The sequence below is a fragment of the Nocardia sp. NPDC051321 genome, from assembly GCF_044455225.1.
GTDB lineage: Bacteria > Actinomycetota > Actinomycetes > Mycobacteriales > Mycobacteriaceae > Nocardia.
Map to the genome: position 1 here is coordinate 1 of NZ_JBITEM010000016.1, position 17489 is coordinate 17489.

Consider the following 17489-nt stretch of genomic DNA (forward strand, 5'->3'; position numbering starts at 1 on the left):
GTCCTGCACGACGTGTTCGCCACCGCGGTCGAGCAGATCGGCGCGGACCTCGACTGGGCGAGCGTCGCCGAAGTCACCCGGCAACGGTCCACCGGTAACGGTATCGCCTGATCGCCAATTCGGCCGCCCGGCAGGCGGACAGCACAGGCGTTCTCAATGAACTGTGCCAAGTCCGCCGGGGCCCAAAGCCGAATCATCGCATCGGGTTTCCGTTGCCGGGAGTCCGGCCTTGTCGGTGTGGGTGGCTAGGGTGGCCACGACACGAACGGCAATGGGGACCAACATGACTGAATTGATCGAGCAGATCGAGAAGCTGGCACGAGAGCTGGCAGCGCTCGGCGCGACAGCGGGAACAATGGAGCTGCACAACGGTATGGGCGGCTACGGCACGATGTTTCGCGATGTGGTGGTGACCGGCGCGCTGGCGCCGGGATGGCCGGACACCGCGGTCATATCGGCGGCAGTGCGTGCTGAACTGGGCGCGGGCGCGGGCGATCTGGCGCAGCTGCGGTTGCGGCTACTGGGCGATAGCTATGAGTTCCAGTACCGTTGCGCGCCACAGCATCACTACAACTACGACTGGTTCGAGTGGGAGTCGGCCCGGCAGGTGGTCCTCGACCCCTCTTACCGCTATCCGTGCCACGCTTTTCCGGTTCCGTGCACCGACGCCGCCCCCGATGACCGGCCCACCGATCCGGAGTTGGTCGAGACCGTGACCGACCTGGTCCGCGAGTACGTGGAGCTGCGTACTCGGCAAGAGGGCCGCGCACCGCAGTTGGGCGCCGGGAACACCGAAGCGGAGATCGCCGCAGCCGAGGCGCGGATCGGTTTCCGGCTGCCGGAGGAGCTGCGTGCGCTGTATCGGGTGGTGGGCTATGAGTACGACGATCGGGGTCTGCTGGCGTTCACCGCGCTGCTGCCTTTGGCTACCGTCGCCGCCGCCCACCTCAACGACGACACCGAGACAGCGGAGCTGGAATACGGCCACGGCACCATCGGGGCCTGGAAGGACTCGCTATTCGCCGGCATCGATCAAATCGTGTTCGAATCCTGGCCCCACGGCGTGGTGCGCCGAATCTCGCGCAGCCCGAAATGGGTGATTATCGGCACCAGCGACCGCGATGTGACCGCCGTCGACCTCGACCCCGGCCCGATCGGCGTGTCCGGGCAGGTGATCAAGTTCGAACCCGATGGGTGGTACGCCGCCTTCCGACAGGACGACTCGGTTCTCGCAGTGCTGCGGCGAACAGTCGAGGCGCTGCGCGCGGGCGAGTCGGTGCTGGAGTACTACAACGCCCAAATCGAGGACCATCCGAAGCATGCGGCATACCTGCGCGGTGTGGGCGAATTGGTCTCGGAGCTTCCCGGTGCGATCGCCGTGCAGAAGCTGACGGTCGACGACCGTGACTCGTTCGACGAAGCGGAACTGGCGTCGCTGCCCCTGCTGCGGGAGCTGCGGGTGCGCGGTGTCGAATCGGTACAGGTGTCCGTACCTCACACGGTTCCGCTGGAACAGCTGCAGTTGCACGCGCCGCGCATCGACGTGGAGCCGCTGGCAGGCCACCCGACCCTGTGGGACCTCACCCTCTCCGGAGCGACCGAGCCGGTGCACATCGGCTCGTTGGCGACACTGCCGTCGCTGCAACGCCTGGACATCTCGGCGATCGAGGTCAGCGACCTCGAGGTGGTCGCCACGCTGCCGGCCTTGCGGGTCTTGGTGGCCACCATGCGGCAGTGGCAGCTGCTGCGCGACCGGGACGCGGTGCCCGCCGCACTGGCTGCCGCGGAGCTGGCGGGCGACGCCGCCTTCTACGACGAAATCACTTGGGCCGCAAGCTTCGGCGTCGACCCCATCACGGCTTCGCTGCCGGTCGTGCGCGGCACGCTCTGACGGGTTCTTCGATATCTCGTTCGACGAGTAGTGACCTGTCCGCGCATGCCGCATATCGCGCGATCGGCAGGCGAGAAGTACTGCGGCACAAAGCATCCGGCAGTGCCTCCGAGGTCACGGCGGCCCGGCCGGACGCCGGGCGGCCGACGTCGGTCTCGCGTGACCTGCTGCGCGTCAGTCCGGCAGCCAGCGCAGCTCGTGTGCCAGGGTTTTGGCGACGGTGCGGATGCGGCGGTGTAGTGGTGACTGCACGCGCGGCAGGACCAGGTGGATCGTCAAGGCGGGTGCGCCCCGCAGCGGTCGCCACGTGAGACCAGCCGGTTGTGTCGAGACCGCGGCTTCACCGGCCGGGGCGAGGGTGAGCCCGTCGCGTAGGTCGCGCTGAGACATGTCGAAAGAGACTGGGGGCGTATGGAATCGGGGGTGTGGTCGGGTGTCGCGGAACAGTGCGGCCAGCTGATCGTGGATCACGGGGTTGGCCGTACGGTCGGGAAGTCGCAGCGGATACGCTGCCGCATCGGCGATCTCGATCTCGGGGCGTTCGGCCAGCGGATGATGCTGTGCCAATTGGACCCCGACGCGCAAGCGCCGCAGCAGGAACCGGCGCACGCCACGACCCGGCTGTTCACCGCGGGTGATCCCCGCATCGATGCGGCCGTCGGCGACCGCGGGGGAGATTTCCGGTGTCGCCATCGGGACCGCGCTGACCTCGAGTCCCGGACTGCCGCGAATCAGCCTGTCCACCAGGGCCGGTGCCGTCTCGGCCCCCGCGCTGAGGCTGTATCCGATGCGCAGCGTGCCCAGTTCACCGGCGCCCGCATTCCGGGCGGTGTCCCATGCCCGGTCCAGCGCCGCCAGCGCGGGCGGCGCGGACTCCGCCAAAGCCGCACCGGCCGTGGTCAATACGACGCTACGCGTGTTACGAACCAGCAGGCTCGTACCAAGTTCCGCCTCCAATCGGCGTATCCGGGCACTGAGTGCGGGCTGCGCGATACCGATCCGTGCGGCAGCCCGGGTGAAGTTCAACTCCTGCGCCAGCACCAGAAAGTACCGCAGACTCACCGTATCCGGCGCCACATGCCCTCCCGGTCGATTGATAACGATCTGTTCTGAGTCTATCCCGTCCCGGTCTTTCCCTCGACCACGCATCAAGCCCTAACCTGCGCATATGACGATTCGACCGACCGCGGTACTGGACACCGCAGTCACACACACCGGGAGGCAGTCGTGCATAAGTTGGTAGTCCTATATCCCAAGCCGGCCGACCCTGACCACTTCCGCGACTACTACGTGAACAACCACCTTCCACTGGTCATGAATTGGCCCGGCCTGCTTGCGTGGCGCTACAGCTTCGACGTGGCGGCGAGCAACGGAGAATCACCGTATTTCGCGGTCTTCGAAGCCGACTTCGCTGACGCCGCCGCCCTGGCCGCGTCGCGGGCGTCGCAGTACGGCCAGCGGGCGGCCGCCGATGTCGTCAACTACGCCACCGGCGGTGCGGTCGTCATCGACTATCCGGTGCAGGACGGCACCGACTGAGGCAGGACGGTACTCGCTAGCTCGAACGCACTACATTGCCGCTTATCGGTCAAGGCCGTTGCGTGGCGGAATAATTGGCGTTTCATCACCAAACGAAGGATTCAGTACTCGATGCGAAATCTGTATAGCTCTGTGTCGGTCACGATCGCGCTGGCCGCTGTCGGTGTCGCCTGGAACGCCCCCGCCGCGTCCGCCGACATCGGCATCCAGGTCGTGATCGCCAGCGGTGTCATCGGCACCGGTTACGGCACCAGCTGCACCTACAGCGTCGTCGCGAACGGCACCGACCCCGAGGGAATGAATTTCTACGACAACGGTATTCGGTTCGCCGTCACACCGGGCGGCAAAACCACGCAGGTGGCGAGCTGGACTCCGACTACGGTCGGCACCCACGAGATCCTGATCACGCAGAGCAACGACTCCAAGAGCGTGATGCTCACCGTCGGCACCGGCATCAACACCGGCAGCTTCTGCCAGGCGATCTAGGGCGGTCACCCGCCATCGCGGCCCGATGTGGTCGAGTGCCGAGTCCCATGATTAGAGCGACGGCACTTTCACACCGAGCGGGACCGGGTCACGTGGACGCCGCACACCCCTGGTTTGCATACGCTGCACGCCGTGCAGGTCGGCAGTGAGTGGACCATCGAAATCGATGTCGGCCCAAGCGGGGGCGAGCGCACCGAGCTCTTCTGGATGCACACGGATCATTAATAGCGCTGCCCCCAATTCATTTCGAAGCACGGCACTCAGCACGGCGTCGGCCTGGGTGCCGCGCGGCCGCAGCACGGCCAGGTCCAGGGCGAAGTTCGCGCCGGGCAGGCACACCGAGAGCGGCGCCGATGTCGAGCCGACCTCGTTCGGCAATCGGCTCGAACCAGCGCCGACTTGGCTTGCCTGCCCGGCGATCGATGCGGTGGGTCTACAGGTTTCCGCGGCGGTCCTGTTCGCGTTCGATCGCCTGGAACAGCGCGGCGAAATTGCCGACTCCGAAACCTTGTGAGCCGTGCCGTTCGATGAGTTCGAAGAAGCCGGTCGGCCGGTCCTGCGGCGAGCGGGTGAGGATTTGCAGGAGGTGGCCGTGTTCGTCGCGGTCGACCAACGCGCCGCGCCTGGCGAGTTCAGCGATCGGCGTGGTGATGGGACCCATGCGGTCGAGCAGACCCGTGTCGTCGTAGTAGGTATCCGGTGTCGGTAGAAACTCCACCCCCGCTGCCCGCATGCCATCGATCGCGGCCAGGATATCGTCGGTAGCCAGCGCGACATGCTGCACCCCGGGCCCGCCATAGAATTGCAGGAACTCCTCGACCTGGCTGTTGCGAACGGATTCCGCCGGTTCCACCACCGGGAATTTCACTTGGCACCGCGAGTCAGCGACAACGCGCGAGCGCAGCGCCGAATATTTCGTGGCGATCTCCCCGTCGACGAATTCCGCCATCGTGGCGAAGCCGAGAACCCGCTGGTAGAAGTCCACCCATTCATCCATTCGGCCCGCTTCCACGGCTGCTACACAGTGGTCGACCGAGTGGAAATACGGGACCGCGGCACCGGACATCGCGAATGTCGTCGCTGCGTAGCCGGGTAGATGAACGCCTCGATAGCTGGACCGGTCGACGAACGTATGCCGGACCTGTCCATATGCCGCGATCGACGCGAGCATCACGGTCCCGTGCCCATCGCGGGTCTGATGCGGTTCGACCAGTCCCCGCGCACCCTCGGCCAGCGCGTGGTCGTAGGCGGCGCCGACATCGGATACCTGCAGACCGACGTCGACCACCCCGTCGCCATGGTGATGGACATACTCACCCAGTTCGGTGCCCGCACGGGCAGCGCCGGTAACCACGAAACAGGCTGCGCCCGAACGCAGCACATAGGAGCATTCCGCCGGACTGCCCGTCTCCGGCCCCCGATAGGCGACCGGGGACATTCCGAAAGCGCTGGCGAAGAAATGCGCGGATTGGAACGCATTGCCCACCGCGAATACGATCGCGTCGAAGCCGTGTACATCGAACGGCCTGCTCGAGGTTGTGGTCGGGGCAGCTACGGTGTCCGGGGCGCTCAAGCGTTTGTGAGCAGGTCGGCCACCGGATCCTCGGCGGCGCTGGTGTAGTACCGGCAGATAACGTCGGCCCACTCCGTCGCGGCGATCTCGCCGACACCCGCGGTGTCGAGCTTGTCGAACATCGCGTCGGCTTTGTCGGCGTCGAACCCGACCAGCCGCATGTAGTTGGCGTACTCGGCCCGGTCGATCATGCCGTCGTCATTACGATCACAGATCGCCGCGACCGACTCCGCATACGGCCGAAGATAGGCCATGTTCGCCGCAGGGCCAGTGATCGCGGCGACGTATTCCTCCATACTCACCACCCCGTCGCCGTTCGTATCGGCGTGGGCCAGCAAACCCTGCCAATATCCCTGATGCGAAGCCATGACGGCCCGCGCCTTGGCGGAGTTGGGCGGCTCGCCCAAGCCGGTAATGATTCGTTCGGCCAGCATCTGGAAATCCGACTCGTCCAGCACACCGTTGCCATTGGCATCCAGAAGATCGAACCGTATACGGATCCTGCTCAACGCGGCATCGCTCACAACGTGGTTGCTCATGATTCCGATCGCCTTCCCTGAGGATAGTGAAGCAGATCACAGCAATCCCGATCATAGCCAACTGCCCTCCGCCACGATCCAGCGACCGGTTGCGGGTGCCGCGCACAGGACGAGAATCAGCAGACTCACGATGGCCGGAACGAACAAGAGGGTTAAACCGCTGGTGAAGAGCTGTGCGACGCTCACGATCAGTGCCACCCCCGACGCGAGGATCAACAAGAAACGACCCGTTTTCATGTACGCCAGCAGCAGGGATCCGCCGACGGACCAGGCCAGCCCGATGACGACGGTGACGATCCCCATGATGATCAGGTCTGTGTGCCCGCCGACCTTTCGATATTCGCGGGCGGAATCTTCGATCGAGACAAGCACGTAGAGAACCCACATGATTCCGGCGACTATGGTGAGCGGACCGAAAATCAGCGCGGTGATGGCTGCGGTGACGGCGGTCGCGCCGCGCGGGGCCGGCGCAAGTAACTCCGGTTGATCGTGCGGATCGTGCACACCCATTCCCCTCGTCGTTTCGCGCGAACCTACCTCGCCGCGCCGGGAGTTGGCGATGCCGAGTTTCCGGTGTCTTGACCAAGCACGACGCCATGGCCGTTTGTGTCGGTCGGACCGGCAGCGTTCTCGGGATGACGAAAGACGCTGCAGCGCTTAATCTTCGACTGCCTGTGTTCGCCACCTCGACCGTGCGTTATCGCCCGGCCGGAATTACCGGTGTGTCGGCGGACGGTCGCGCCGATAATGGCGGTGTGATCCAACGATTCCTGGGGTGGGCGATCGGTCTTGCTGGTCTGATCGGTCTCGGATGCAGTATCTGGCTGTTCGTCGCGGTCGGGCTAGACGAGGCCGACAAGCTGGCGAGTGTGCTCAGTTTCTTCCTCGCTGCCGTCGGGGTTGCCGCCGCCGTGTACGGCGTGGTGCTGGCCCGGCGGGCGAGCGCCGGCGATATCACCCAGGGAGTCAGCGACTCTGCGGTCGGTGGCGGGGTGCTCCAGGCGGGCCGGGTGCGCGGCAAGGTCACGCTGCGCCGCGCCGGGGGAAGTCCCGCCGTCGCCTCCGCGCCCGGTGCCGTTCCGGCTCCGTCTATGGTGAATCCGCCACCAGGTCAATCGGTTTCGCACAGCCGGATCGCCGGGCCGGTGGACCAGATCCATGACGCGGACGAGTTAGATGCGGATCGGTGAAGTTTCCGTGGCGACGGTCCGGCAAGGGACAGTCGATCAGCAACACCGTCGTCTTCCGCGACGTGATCCAGATCGCCGGCTCCGGCAATGTCACGATCTCCGGAAACCAGCAGCAGCACTACCGGATCGAGAATCTGCCTACCGCCACGGCGACCGTGTCGAAGGAACGTGCACGGGCCCAGCCCGCCCGGCTGCTGCACTCCAGGTACGAGGCGGTGCCGTTTATCGGCAGGCACGATGAGATCGCCAGGCTGGACGAATGGATGAGCCAGCCCGAGCAACTCGGGGTCCGGCTGATCCACGCCGGTGGCGGGCAGGGCAAGACCAGACTGATGACGCACTACGCCACCCAATCCGCCCGCGCGGGCTGGGCGGTGTGGCGGGCGCTGTACGCGCCTGATTCCGATATCCCGCAAGATCCGGTCGAACTCGGTGGCAGCAGCGGCGTTCTCGTGCTGGTCGACTACGCCGACCGGTGGCTGCTGACCCATCTGCGCAGGCTGGTAGCCCAGCTGCACGTGCTCGCGCTGGAGCGTGGTATTTCGATGCGGGTGCTCATGGTGGCCCGTTCGGCGACCCACTGGTGGCCCACCTTCGCCCACGATCTGGAGGGCGGATTCGATATCGCTGCCGACGCCCTCGAACTGACGCCGCTGGGCACACAGCTCGACCGGGCCACCGTCTTCAGTTCGGCGGCAACGGCTTTCGCCGCCGCGATGGGCGTCAACGGTGACCGGCCCGTGATTCCACCCGCGGAGATCGATTTGGCGCAACCCGGTTTCACGTCGGTGCTTTCGCTGCATCTCGCCGCCCTCGTCACAGTCGACAGTCAGTTGCATGGCGCCGATCTGCCTGATGACCAGGCCGCACTGTCCGGCTATCTGTTGCGCCGCGAACAGACGCACTGGACCCGGCTGTTCGAGATCGGGCACATCACCGCCCGCCCCGAGGTGATGCGCCGGGTGGTGTGGCTGGCCACGTTGATCGGTCCGGTGACGCCGCATCCGGCCGACGGCATTCTTCGGCACGTTGGGCTGGTGTCCACCTCGGACCGGGCGCACGAGCTGATGGATGACCATTCGCGCTGCTACCCATCGGAAGACCCGCACACAGTATTGGAGGGACTGCATCCGGACCGCCTCGGCGAGGACTTCGTCGCACTCTCCATCCCGGGCCGGACACCTAACGGGGCGCAGGACATGATCGTGCCGGACCCTTGGACCGGTGCGGCGGTGCAGCGGTTGCTCGACACCGCGACCGAGCAGGCGACGCCGGTGGCCTGGTGGACCCCGCAGGTGATGACGAACCTGGTGGAGACCGCGCGCCGGTGGCCGCACGTCGCTGCGGAGATACTGTTCCCGGTGGTTCGCAACCACCCACAGGCGCTGCTCGCCGCAGGCGATGCCGCGGTAGAGCGCTTCGTCAGGTTGGACGGCATCGACCTGGCGGTTCTGGAAGCCATGGAATCCTGCTATCCCCAGCACTGCCGCGAGTTGGACATCGCCCTGACGGTCGCGCTCATCTCCACCAAGGCCTATCCGGATCGGCTTGCCGCGGAGCAGGATCCGGCGCGGCAGGCCCGGATCCACCGCATCCACGCGCAACGGCTCAACGACGCCGGTGCGTACTCGGCCGCCCGTGCCGCCGCCACCGAATCCGCCCGCCTCCTGCGGAGCAGGGTGGCGGTCGACCCCGCCGAACTCGCGGCGGCACTGATCCAGCTGAGCATTGCCGAATTCCGGCTCGGTCGCACCGGCGACGCGGTCGGCAACGCCCGCGAGGCGATGGCGCAGTACCTCGGCCTGTCCTCCCGCGATCGGCACGATCATCTGGACGATATCGCGGTGCTGGCCAACAACTACGGCACCTGGCTGGCGAGCGAGGGCGATACCAGCACGGCGCTGACCATGACCGAGACCGCCGTCGAGGTCGGCCGCGCGCTGGTCCGGGACAGTGCGGATCAGCATGTCCTGCTGCCCGGGCTGGCCTCGTCGTTGCACAATCTCGGCTATCAGCTGTCGATCATGGGACGCGATACCGAGGCACTGACCGCGATCGAGGAAGCGGTGGCGTTGCGCCGGGATCTGGTGCACTCCAAACCTTATGACCATCTGGGTGACCTGGCCGAATCACTGCGCCTGCTCAGTATTCAGCTGGCCCGGCTTGGACGGACCGACGGGGCGCTCGCGGGCCTGCGCGAGGCGATGCTGATCATGGAGGTGCTGGTCCAGCGCAAACCGACTGTCTACCAAGAGGCTTCGATCATCGTTTGTCGGCAGATGGTGGGGCTGCTGCTGGATATCGACCGGCGCGAGGATGCGGTGGAGCCGGCCGAGCAGGCGGTGCAGGGGCTGCGTACGTTGGTTGGATCGGGTGCGGTGCAGCACAGTTCCGCCCTCGCGGAGGTGTTGCAGTTGCTCGGCGACCTGCTGGCGGATCAGCAGCGTTCGGCCGAGGCGCTGCTCGCGGCCGAGGAGGCGTTGAGTCTGCGGCGCCAGTTCCAGGCGACCGGGCCGGAGGCCGAGTCGCCCGCTCTGGCAGCGTGTCTGGCGACGGTCGCGATGCGGCTTTCGCAGGCAGGACGGATGGAGCAGGCCGAGCCGCTCGCTGGCGAGGCGGTGCTGATCTATCGTGGCTTGGCCGAATCGGACGTGTCCTACCGACTTCCGTATGCCGGTGCGCTCGAGATACACGACGCCGTGCTGGTGGGTCTCGACCGTGGCGCCGAGGGCCTGCCGATGCTCCGGGAGACGGTGACGCTGTATCGCCGGCTGGTCGAAAAGGATGCCGTACACCGGTCCGGCTTGGTTGCGGCGCTGGCCAATATCGGCAGGCGCGCAGCAGATTCCACCGATGAAGAAGAGGCGGTAACCGCGAGCGCGGAAGCCGTCGAACTTTGTTGGCAGCTGGCGGCGGGACACGCCGGCATCGACTCGGACGTACTCGCCGACGCGTTACTGGTGCACGGCACGAATTTATTTGCGAAGCAACGTATTGCGGAGTCGGTGGCGCTCTGCGACGAGGCTGTTGGGCTTTACCAGCAGTTGGTCGCCGACCGGCCGGACGCGTACCTGCCGCATCTGGCCGAAGCCTGGTTACAGCTGGCCATCGGACATGCGGCCGACGAGCAGTTCCAGGATGCGCAAGCCGCGGCAGCCCAATCCCTTTCGCTCTATCGATATCTCAGCAAGGCCGATCCGTACACGCATCAACTCGGCTTCGCCCACGCCGCAGAATACCAGGGTATGTGGGCGGTGCAATCAGGCGATCCGCTCGCGGCGATGGCCCCGTTCAACGAAGCCCTCGCCGCCTACCGGAACCTGTCCAAGCGCGAAATGAATCCTGACCATCTGGCTCGGGTGGCTGCGATGCTGCATCAGATCGCACACGTCGGCATGCTGACTGGACATGTCGGGAACGTGCACCCCGCCATCCGGGAGTCGGTCGCGATCTACAGTTCGCTCAACGCGCATCACGCCGGCGAATACGACGAGGAACTGAACGCGGCCATCAGCACCCGTACGGCGATCCTCCGGTACTTCGACCACTATTGGGCCTGGGTCCGTGAGCAGGAGGAGGCTAAAAAGCGACAGGACCGCTGGGTCGAATGGATCGGCGGCCACGAGCAGTAGTGCGCAGAGGATTTCGGGTTCTACATCCTCTGCGCCTGCGACTACTTTCCAGCTACACCCTGGTGTCCGTGAGCGGCACAATCACCGGCGGCCGCGGATTCACGCAGGGGCGCCGAGCGGCGGGTGCTCGAGCACACGGGGCTTGTACTCGACCAGCTGGATGCGGCCGTCGAAGGTGCGGTGCTCGATCATGTCGAGGGCAACGTCCGGATAGCCGTCGTAGATGCGTTCTGCGCCCGTGGCACCGGTGATCACCGGGAACATCACGACCCGGAATCGGTCGACGAGTCCGGCTCGTAGCAGGGACCGGCACAGGCTCAGGCTGCCGATCGTGCTGAGCAGCCCCGAGCCACTCGACTTCATGGCGCGGACCGCCTCGACGGCGTCGCCGCGAACGAGCGTGGCATTGGCCCACGTCAGTGGCTCCTCGAGGGAGGAGGAGAACACCACCTTGGACGCTTGCGTGAGCTCGTCGACGGACGCCTCTTCTTCGGGCCTGAACTCGTCTTGGCCAGTCGGGACCGCACCGGCGGCGAATCCCGACATCAGGCGGTAGGTGTTCGCTCCCATCAGATGGGTGGCCTCCGGCTGCTCGCCGAGCCATGCGAGGTACTCCGGTCCCTCGAGGCCCCAGAACCCGGGCCATCCCTCTCCCGATGCGTAGCCGTCGAGGGAGGTGATGAAGTCGACGAGAAGCTCCGACATGGCGGTGTCCTTTCCTAGGGTGTCACGAGCTTTGACCGGCCGGGAGCCACAAACTCATCGGCAATTGGGATGCGCCTCATGCCTCGTTTCGGCAGCATAGGTGCATGGGCTGGAGCTTCACCGAAGATGTTGAGCAGTATCTGGGGGCAGCTGGAAATTTTCTGCGGTCCCGTCCTGCCGAACACAATGTCGCGTTGACCGTGAGCGCGACCATTGCCGCTGGTAATGCGCCAAGGCGTCCGAATCCGCCGCTGTTCGGCTGGTTGTCGCGCGACGGTCAGGTTTGCGGAGCGATTCTGCATTCCCGGCCGGCCCCACTGGGCTTGTTCGGGCTTGCCGCTGCCGATACGGCCGAGTTGGTCGCGGTACTGAACAACGAGGGGCGGGAAGTCGACTACGTCAACGGCCCGGTCGACGTCGTGCAGGCCTTCGCCGAGGCCGCACAGCGCGGATCCGAAGTCGTTGACCACCAGCTTCTCTACCGGTTGAGTGCGCTGGTTGCGCCACGCCCGACAACCGGGCGAGCCCGGCTTGCTCAGCATTCCGACCGGGAGGTGCTCGAGGATTTCACCAAGGTATTCGCGTATGAGGACACCTCGGTGCCGTTCGATGAGGTCGGCGAGCGGCTGTCCTACCACGGCTTCTGGTTGTGGGAGGTCGACGGACAGCCGGTATCGGTCGCCTCGCTCTCGCGCAGTGTCGCCGGGATCGTGCGGGTCGGACTGGTGGCCACCCCACCGGAACATCGCGGACATGGCTACGCGGCCGCGGTGACGCACCACATGTCCCAAGTCGCGTTGGACGCAGGAAACCGTGAGGTCCTCCTGTTCACCGACAGGTCGAATCCCACGAGCAACGGCATCTACCAGCGATTGGGCTACGAGGTCGTCGAAGAGCAGATCCAAATGCGGCTCAGTGCGACCGATCAGGAAATGCGCACACCGTAGAAAGTTCTGCCAGCCAACCAGTTTGAACCCCGCTCCGCCCTGAACAGTGCTCGAGTCGGCAGTGTCACAATTGGGTGCCGCCACCGTCGACCGCTAGCTCGGCGCCGGTGGTGTAGGTCGCGTCGAAGGCGAGGAAAATGGCGGCCCGCGCGACCTCCTCCGGGTTTCCTACCCGCAGCATCGGAATCTGGGCGGCGAAACCCGCCACCATTTCATCCGCCACTTCGGCGGGTAGTTTCTTGTGCAGAATGCCTGTGTCGATCGGCCCCGGGCTCACCGCATTGACCCGTACACCGCGCGGCAGCAGTTCACGGGCCCAGGTTCGCGCCATCGACCGCAGGGCCGCCTTGCTCGCCGGGTAGACGCTATGGTTCAGCTGCCCAAGCACATTCGAGACCGAGGTGGTCAGCACCACGCCGCTGCCCTCGGCGAGCAGCGGAAGCAGCCGTTGCATAGTGAAATAGGGCCCTTTGGTGTTGGCCGCGAAAATGGCGTCGTACGCCTGCTCGGTCATCGCCTCGAACGGCTCCATTTCGGTGATGCCCGCATTCAGGAACACCGCGTCCAGGTGACCGAACGCCTCCTGGACCTTCCCCGCCAGGGCGTCGATGTCGGCCTGTGCGGTCGTGTCGCTGCGCACCGCGATCAGACCCTCCGCACTCGCCTTGTCGAGCGTGGCCTGCGTGCGCCCCGTGACCATCACCCGAGCGCCCTGCGCGGCCAACAGGCGTGCGATCGACAGGCCGATCCCGTTGCTGCCACCAGTGACCAGGGCGCGCTTTCCGTCGTATATTCCCATGTCTCGATTCAAGTCCCGGACCGGCGGCGCCGTCCAAGACCTGATCTGCAACCCGTCATGCACGCACTGCATGTCAGTACGCTCGAAGTGTGCGCGTTCCCGGATCGGACCTCGATATGCGGCTTGTCGGCTACTTCACAGTCGTCGCGGAGCACGCCAACTTCGGCCGCGCCGCCGCGGTGCTACACGTCGCGCAACCGTCCTTGAGCCGCCAGATCCAGCGCCTGGAACAACATTTGGGCGTGCGCCTGTTCAACCGGACCCCGCAGGGCAGCCGCCTTACCGAGGCCGGCCGCGCCTTTCTGCCGCAAGCCCAAGCGCTGCTCCGTGCCGCCCATGAGGCCGAGCGCGCCGCCCGCGACGCCGCCACCCCACCCGAGTTCACTATCGGGTACGTCGAGGACCTGGTGATCACGCCCGCCCTCCGCCAGCTGCGGCACCGAAACCCCAAGGCCCGCATCCGCTCTCGCCACGTGGACTGGAACGACGCCAACGCCCTCACCGACCGCCGCGTGGACGCTTTGGTCGCCCGCGCCCCGCTGCCCTTCCCTGTCGACCACCTGCGCCTCACCGAGCTGTGGGCCGAGCCACGGGTCCTGGTTGTCCCCATAGACCACCGCCTGGCCGGAAAGGAGTCGGTGACCGTCGACGACCTCGGCGACGAGGTTTTCCCGCAGTGCCCGAACGCGGTCCCGCAGTGGAGCGACTTCGCTCGCCTGGAGCCCCGCCTGGACGGTGTTGCGGCTCGCAGCGCGCCGATCGACTACGAATCGTTCGAAGACAAGCTCGACCTCGTGGCCGAGGCACAGATGATTCTGATCCTGGCCGCCGGCGACCGTCGGCCCCAACTGCGCCCCGGCCTGACCACCGTGCCAATCGAGGGCATCGACCCGGTCCGTATCGTCCTGGCGACCCGCACGGCCGATGCTAATCCGCTTATCAACGATTTCCTGAACGCCTGGCCGTCCGACGCAGCCGCTCGAGGGGGACGTTGAGCAGGTGATCAGCCGCTCCGTGTCGTACGAGTACGTGTCCGCACACGCTCGCTAATCGGCCATGGGATGTTCCAGAGACGATGGTGGCCAACCGATCAGCGGGCGGCCACCGCACGTTCGGATCCTGAATGGAGGGTGTCCCCAGTCGCGGAGTGGCTGCCTTCTGGACCGTTGTTCGGCTCTTGTGCCGTCCCCGTGGGGTTTCCGATTGGGCGCAAGGCAATTACCAGCACAGCTGCTCCGAAGAGTGCGATGAGCATGATCCAGCCCGCGCCGACGTGCATAGCGTGGATAAACGCGTGATCGGCAGCCTGCGCGAGAGTGGGCTGGTTGATCTCGGCGGCGACATGCCGGGCCTGTTCCGCGGAAACCCGCACTCGCTCCTGTGCGGCCTCGGGTACATCGCTCAGCGAGGGTTCGATCGCGCCCCGATACACGATCGACATGATCGTGCCGCCTACCGCGATCCCGATCACGCTGCCGGTCTGTCGCGCAGTGTGGGTGACGGCCGACCCGGCACCGGCCCGTTCCAACGGCAGGGCGCTGATCATTGCTCCCGTCACAGGCATCATCATGCCGACCGAAAGGCCCTGGACCAGCAATATGATCTCGATACAGATGAATGGGGTTTGCAGTCCGAGCAACCCGAACGCGCCCATGAATAGCGCCGCCACGGTGAGCGCCGGCACGGTGACAGAGCGTAGTGACCATCGGCGAACCAGGCGCGCGCCAAGGGGCGCACCCACGATCGCACCGACCGCGGTCGGGATATTGGCCAAGCCTGCCTTCATCGGCGAGAAGCCAAGTGCTCCTTGCAGATAAAACGCATTGTAAAAAGTGATGGCGGCCACAGAGAAGAAGAGCAATGCCATGGCCGCGTTGCCGCCACCGAAGACCCGTTGCGCGAGCAGTCGGGGATCGAAACTGGGCGCCTTGATTCGCAGTTCGACGAGTACGAAAGCTGCCAACAAGGCAAGTCCGACGGCCATCGGCGCCCAGACATCCGGACAGCGCCAGTCGACCACCTGCCCCGCACGGATCAGCCCGTACGCCAACGCCGCGAGTCCGCTGATCGACAGCAACATGCCAGCCGGGTCCAGCGGCCGCACGGTGGGGCTCCGGAAATTGGGGACCAGCATGGCGATCCCGGCCAATGCCAGCACCACAATCGGGACGTTGACGAGAAAGACCGAGCCCCACCAGAAATGGCCGAGAAGGATCCCCGCCAACACCGGACCCGCAGCCATTCCGACACCGGCGGCTGTCGAGGAAATGGCGATCGCGGTGGCCCGCGCGGGGCCGGTGAAGGTCCACAAAAGGATGGCGAAATTGGCAGGCATGATCAGCGCCGCGCCTATTCCCATAACGGCTCGGGCGGCAATAATTTGGCTTGGGTCACCTGCGTAGGCCGCCCATATCGAGGCCCCGCCGAAGACCACCACTCCGGTTGCGAGCACAGCCCGGTGGCCGAAGCTATCGCCCAGTGCGCCTGCGGTGAACATCAGTGTGGCGAAGACCAGAGTGTATGCGCCGGTAGCCCATTGAAGCTCAGCCGGGCTGGCGCCCAGTCCGCTGATCGGGTCTGTAAGAGTTTCCAAGGTGACACTGAGGATCGTGTTGTCCACCCAGATCACCAACTGGGAGAACATAAGAACGGCAAGGATCAACTGCTGCTTGAACTTCGGCAACGCTGGGGACGTGGTCATGAACACCTTCGGATGCAACCGGCGAAAACCTGACGATTGGACCGTATGCAAGTGCGACGCCCGAGTCAATTCATGATTTCTTTGTTGAATCCCTTGCGGTTGAATGGATTTCATGGCCTATGGCGGATTTCCGGCAATTCCTGGAATTGTCGTCCAATCAGTTGCCACTGAATTGATTTTATGCCCTATGGCGGAGTTTCAACGTCGGTGATCGTCGGGATTCGCCTGCGCGGACGCCCCCATGCCGGGGCCGCACCGGGTGCTCGAGTCGCCCCCGGTATCGCCAGAGCACCTGCAACAAAGGGGTTCCGGCGTACAAGTCCCGGACCGGGCCGGCTACTACGATCGCGACGGCAACAGTGATCGGCAAAACCGCGCAGCGCATGGCCGGCTTCGTATCGACCCCGCAGCAGTGGCACGGGCGATCGCCTTCGCGATCGACCAACCCGCCGACGTCGAAATCGGCGACCTGACCATTCGACGCGCCAAGGCTGATTTCCGCTCATCGACATGTGCGCTGGAAAGCCTTGTTACTCAACCGCTTCGGACGGCCGACGAGTCCACCCGGCCGCTGATCGGAGCAATAACAACCGAACCCATTGCGCCCCGGTGATATTCGAAGCGAGCGACCGGTTGACGGCGGCAACCGCTATCGAGGACAGCCGAGATCTGTCCGCGATAGCGGTTGCTGGCCGACGGCTCTAGTGTCGGCAGCTCACCTGACGGCCCGGCCTCACTTCAGGTGCCGGGCGAAGAACCGGTTCGCCTCCTCCCCCGCGTACTGCGGGACGCCGGTGTGCCCACCCATATTGGCGTGCAACGTCTTTTCCTTGGACCCGAAGGCATCGAACAGGTCCAGGGCCATCTGCCGGTCGTTTCCTTCGTCGTTCCACTGCAGCAGCACATGCAGCGGAATGGTGACCTGCCTGGCCTCCTCGAAAATGGCGCGGGGCACGTAACTTCCGGCGAACAGAACGGCGGCTTCGATGCGCGGCTCGACCACCGCCAGCCGGGTGCCGATGGAGATCACCCCGCCCGAATACCCGACCGGGCCGCCGATTTCGGGTAGCGCGAGGATGGCGTCCAGGGTGGCCCGCCATTCCGACACCGCCGGGTCGAGCAGCGGGAGGATGAGCCGGTCGACGATGTCGTCGGTGACCGGCTCACCGGCCGCCAGCGCCCGATGCAGGTCGGCGATGGCCTGGTCGACCACGACGTTTCGGGGTCGATCACCGCTGCCGGGGAGCTCGATAGTGGCCGCGGAGTAGCCCTCCGCCACGGTGTGCCGGGCCCTGGCCAGCAGTCGCGGGTACACCTTCCGCAGCCCCAGCGGAGGAGGGCCGATCAGGATCAGCGGAGTCGGCGTGGCGGCGGATGTGGGCGTCCACAGGATGCCGTGGATCTCGCCGAGGGTGAATTCGCGTTCGAGGACGCCATCATCGAAGCGCTGTTCAGAAGTGAATTGCATTGGTCGTGCCTTTCGGGAG

17 protein-coding genes are annotated in these 17489 nt (G+C 65.5%); 8 read left to right on the forward strand and 9 right to left on the reverse strand.

The window, feature by feature from the left end; genetic code table 11:
- The first annotated feature begins 283 nt into the window (after positions 1 to 283).
- A complete protein-coding gene (locus ACIA8C_RS33580; RefSeq protein ID WP_397141723.1) occupies positions 284 to 1891 on the forward strand; it encodes an SMI1/KNR4 family protein in 1608 nt (535 codons plus the stop codon).
- A gap of 174 nt (positions 1892 to 2065) precedes the next feature.
- Here ACIA8C_RS33580 and ACIA8C_RS33585 read toward each other — a convergent pair whose 3' ends face one another.
- Complete coding sequence (locus tag ACIA8C_RS33585) at positions 2066 to 2968, reverse strand: LysR family transcriptional regulator (RefSeq protein ID WP_397141725.1); 903 nt, start codon at positions 2966 to 2968, stop codon at positions 2066 to 2068.
- A gap of 150 nt (positions 2969 to 3118) precedes the next feature.
- Here ACIA8C_RS33585 and ACIA8C_RS33590 point away from each other — a divergent pair, with 150 nt between their 5' ends.
- Entirely contained in the window at positions 3119 to 3430 is a 312-nt protein-coding gene (locus ACIA8C_RS33590; protein WP_397141727.1) for an EthD family reductase, read from the forward strand.
- A gap of 111 nt (positions 3431 to 3541) precedes the next feature.
- Positions 3542 to 3916 carry a hypothetical protein gene (locus ACIA8C_RS33595; protein WP_397141729.1) on the forward strand — a complete coding sequence of 125 codons (375 nt, stop codon included), beginning with the start codon at positions 3542 to 3544 and terminating at the stop codon, positions 3914 to 3916.
- Between the two features lie 51 nt (positions 3917 to 3967).
- Here the strand turns inward: ACIA8C_RS33595 and ACIA8C_RS33600 are convergent, their stop codons facing one another.
- The 4 genes from ACIA8C_RS33600 to ACIA8C_RS33615 all read right to left on the reverse strand — a co-directional run bounded on the left by ACIA8C_RS33600 (position 3968) and on the right by ACIA8C_RS33615 (position 6538).
- The gene (locus tag ACIA8C_RS33600) at positions 3968 to 4294 is read right to left on the reverse strand and encodes a hypothetical protein (RefSeq protein WP_397141731.1); all 327 of its coding nucleotides are present in this window, start codon (positions 4292 to 4294) and stop codon (positions 3968 to 3970) included.
- A gap of 55 nt (positions 4295 to 4349) precedes the next feature.
- Positions 4350 to 5489 (reverse strand): 4-hydroxyphenylpyruvate dioxygenase, encoded by a 1140-nt coding sequence (gene hppD / locus ACIA8C_RS33605; RefSeq protein WP_397141733.1) that lies wholly within the window; start codon positions 5487 to 5489, stop codon positions 4350 to 4352.
- Complete coding sequence (locus ACIA8C_RS33610) at positions 5486 to 6013, reverse strand: EF-hand domain-containing protein (protein ID WP_397141735.1); 528 nt, start codon at positions 6011 to 6013, stop codon at positions 5486 to 5488. Before ACIA8C_RS33610 ends, hppD begins: the two co-directional genes overlap by 4 nt.
- Positions 6014 to 6079: 66 nt before the next feature.
- The gene (locus tag ACIA8C_RS33615; protein ID WP_397141737.1) at positions 6080 to 6538 is read right to left on the reverse strand and encodes a hypothetical protein; all 459 of its coding nucleotides are present in this window, start codon (positions 6536 to 6538) and stop codon (positions 6080 to 6082) included.
- Between the two features lie 164 nt (positions 6539 to 6702).
- Here ACIA8C_RS33615 and ACIA8C_RS33620 point away from each other — a divergent pair, with 164 nt between their 5' ends.
- Both ACIA8C_RS33620 and ACIA8C_RS33625 read left to right on the forward strand, forming a co-directional pair.
- On the forward strand, positions 6703 to 7218 hold the full coding sequence (locus ACIA8C_RS33620) for a hypothetical protein (protein ID WP_397141739.1): 516 nt from the start codon (positions 6703 to 6705) through the stop codon (positions 7216 to 7218).
- Positions 7215 to 10850 (forward strand): tetratricopeptide repeat protein, encoded by a 3636-nt coding sequence (locus ACIA8C_RS33625; protein WP_397141741.1) that lies wholly within the window; start codon positions 7215 to 7217, stop codon positions 10848 to 10850. The genes ACIA8C_RS33620 and ACIA8C_RS33625 overlap by 4 nt, the downstream gene beginning before the upstream one ends.
- A 99-nt stretch (positions 10851 to 10949) precedes the next feature.
- On the opposite strand, the gene ACIA8C_RS33630 is transcribed toward ACIA8C_RS33625, so the two are convergent.
- Positions 10950 to 11555: a dihydrofolate reductase family protein gene (locus tag ACIA8C_RS33630; RefSeq protein WP_397141743.1), complete on the reverse strand. Its 606-nt coding sequence runs from the start codon at positions 11553 to 11555 to the stop codon at positions 10950 to 10952.
- Between the two features lie 200 nt (positions 11556 to 11755).
- Between ACIA8C_RS33630 and ACIA8C_RS33635 the strand changes: the two genes are divergently transcribed.
- Positions 11756 to 12502: a GNAT family N-acetyltransferase gene (locus ACIA8C_RS33635; protein WP_397142139.1), complete on the forward strand. Its 747-nt coding sequence runs from the start codon at positions 11756 to 11758 to the stop codon at positions 12500 to 12502.
- A gap of 64 nt (positions 12503 to 12566) precedes the next feature.
- On the opposite strand, the gene ACIA8C_RS33640 is transcribed toward ACIA8C_RS33635, so the two are convergent.
- A complete protein-coding gene (locus tag ACIA8C_RS33640; RefSeq protein ID WP_397141745.1) occupies positions 12567 to 13301 on the reverse strand; it encodes an SDR family oxidoreductase in 735 nt (244 codons plus the stop codon).
- 116 nt (positions 13302 to 13417) lie between these two features.
- On the opposite strand from ACIA8C_RS33640, the gene ACIA8C_RS33645 reads away from it, so the two are divergent.
- Positions 13418 to 14296 carry a LysR family transcriptional regulator gene (locus tag ACIA8C_RS33645; RefSeq protein ID WP_397142141.1) on the forward strand — a complete coding sequence of 293 codons (879 nt, stop codon included), beginning with the start codon at positions 13418 to 13420 and terminating at the stop codon, positions 14294 to 14296.
- Positions 14297 to 14391: 95 nt separating this feature from the next.
- Here ACIA8C_RS33645 and ACIA8C_RS33650 read toward each other — a convergent pair whose 3' ends face one another.
- Positions 14392 to 16116 carry an MFS transporter gene (locus tag ACIA8C_RS33650; RefSeq protein ID WP_397141747.1) on the reverse strand — a complete coding sequence of 575 codons (1725 nt, stop codon included), beginning with the start codon at positions 16114 to 16116 and terminating at the stop codon, positions 14392 to 14394.
- 127 nt (positions 16117 to 16243) lie between these two features.
- Here ACIA8C_RS33650 and ACIA8C_RS33655 point away from each other — a divergent pair, with 127 nt between their 5' ends.
- Entirely contained in the window at positions 16244 to 16615 is a 372-nt protein-coding gene (locus ACIA8C_RS33655) for a hypothetical protein (RefSeq protein WP_397141749.1), read from the forward strand.
- 120 nt (positions 16616 to 16735) lie between these two features.
- Here the strand turns inward: ACIA8C_RS33655 and ACIA8C_RS33660 are convergent, their stop codons facing one another.
- The gene (locus tag ACIA8C_RS33660; protein WP_397141751.1) at positions 16736 to 17470 is read right to left on the reverse strand and encodes an alpha/beta hydrolase; all 735 of its coding nucleotides are present in this window, start codon (positions 17468 to 17470) and stop codon (positions 16736 to 16738) included.
- Positions 17471 to 17489 lie beyond the last annotated feature (19 nt).

Excerpts from the sequence above, each read along its gene's own strand:
- ACIA8C_RS33580 (WP_397141723.1), top strand. The coding sequence starts at position 284 with ATGACTGAATTGATCGAGCAGATCGAGAAGCTGGCACGAGAGCTGGCA.
- ACIA8C_RS33595 (WP_397141729.1), top strand. The coding sequence starts at position 3,542 with ATGCGAAATCTGTATAGCTCTGTGTCGGTCACGATCGCGCTGGCCGCT.
- ACIA8C_RS33615 (WP_397141737.1), bottom strand. The coding sequence starts at position 6,538 with ATGGGTGTGCACGATCCGCACGATCAACCGGAGTTACTTGCGCCGGCC.
- ACIA8C_RS33630 (WP_397141743.1), bottom strand. The coding sequence starts at position 11,555 with ATGTCGGAGCTTCTCGTCGACTTCATCACCTCCCTCGACGGCTACGCA.
- ACIA8C_RS33640 (WP_397141745.1), bottom strand. The coding sequence starts at position 13,301 with ATGGGAATATACGACGGAAAGCGCGCCCTGGTCACTGGTGGCAGCAAC.
- ACIA8C_RS33645 (WP_397142141.1), top strand. The coding sequence starts at position 13,418 with ATGCGGCTTGTCGGCTACTTCACAGTCGTCGCGGAGCACGCCAACTTC.
- ACIA8C_RS33650 (WP_397141747.1), bottom strand. The coding sequence starts at position 16,116 with ATGAAATCCATTCAACCGCAAGGGATTCAACAAAGAAATCATGAATTG.
- ACIA8C_RS33655 (WP_397141749.1), top strand. The coding sequence starts at position 16,244 with ATGCCGGGGCCGCACCGGGTGCTCGAGTCGCCCCCGGTATCGCCAGAG.
- ACIA8C_RS33660 (WP_397141751.1), bottom strand. The coding sequence starts at position 17,470 with ATGCAATTCACTTCTGAACAGCGCTTCGATGATGGCGTCCTCGAACGC.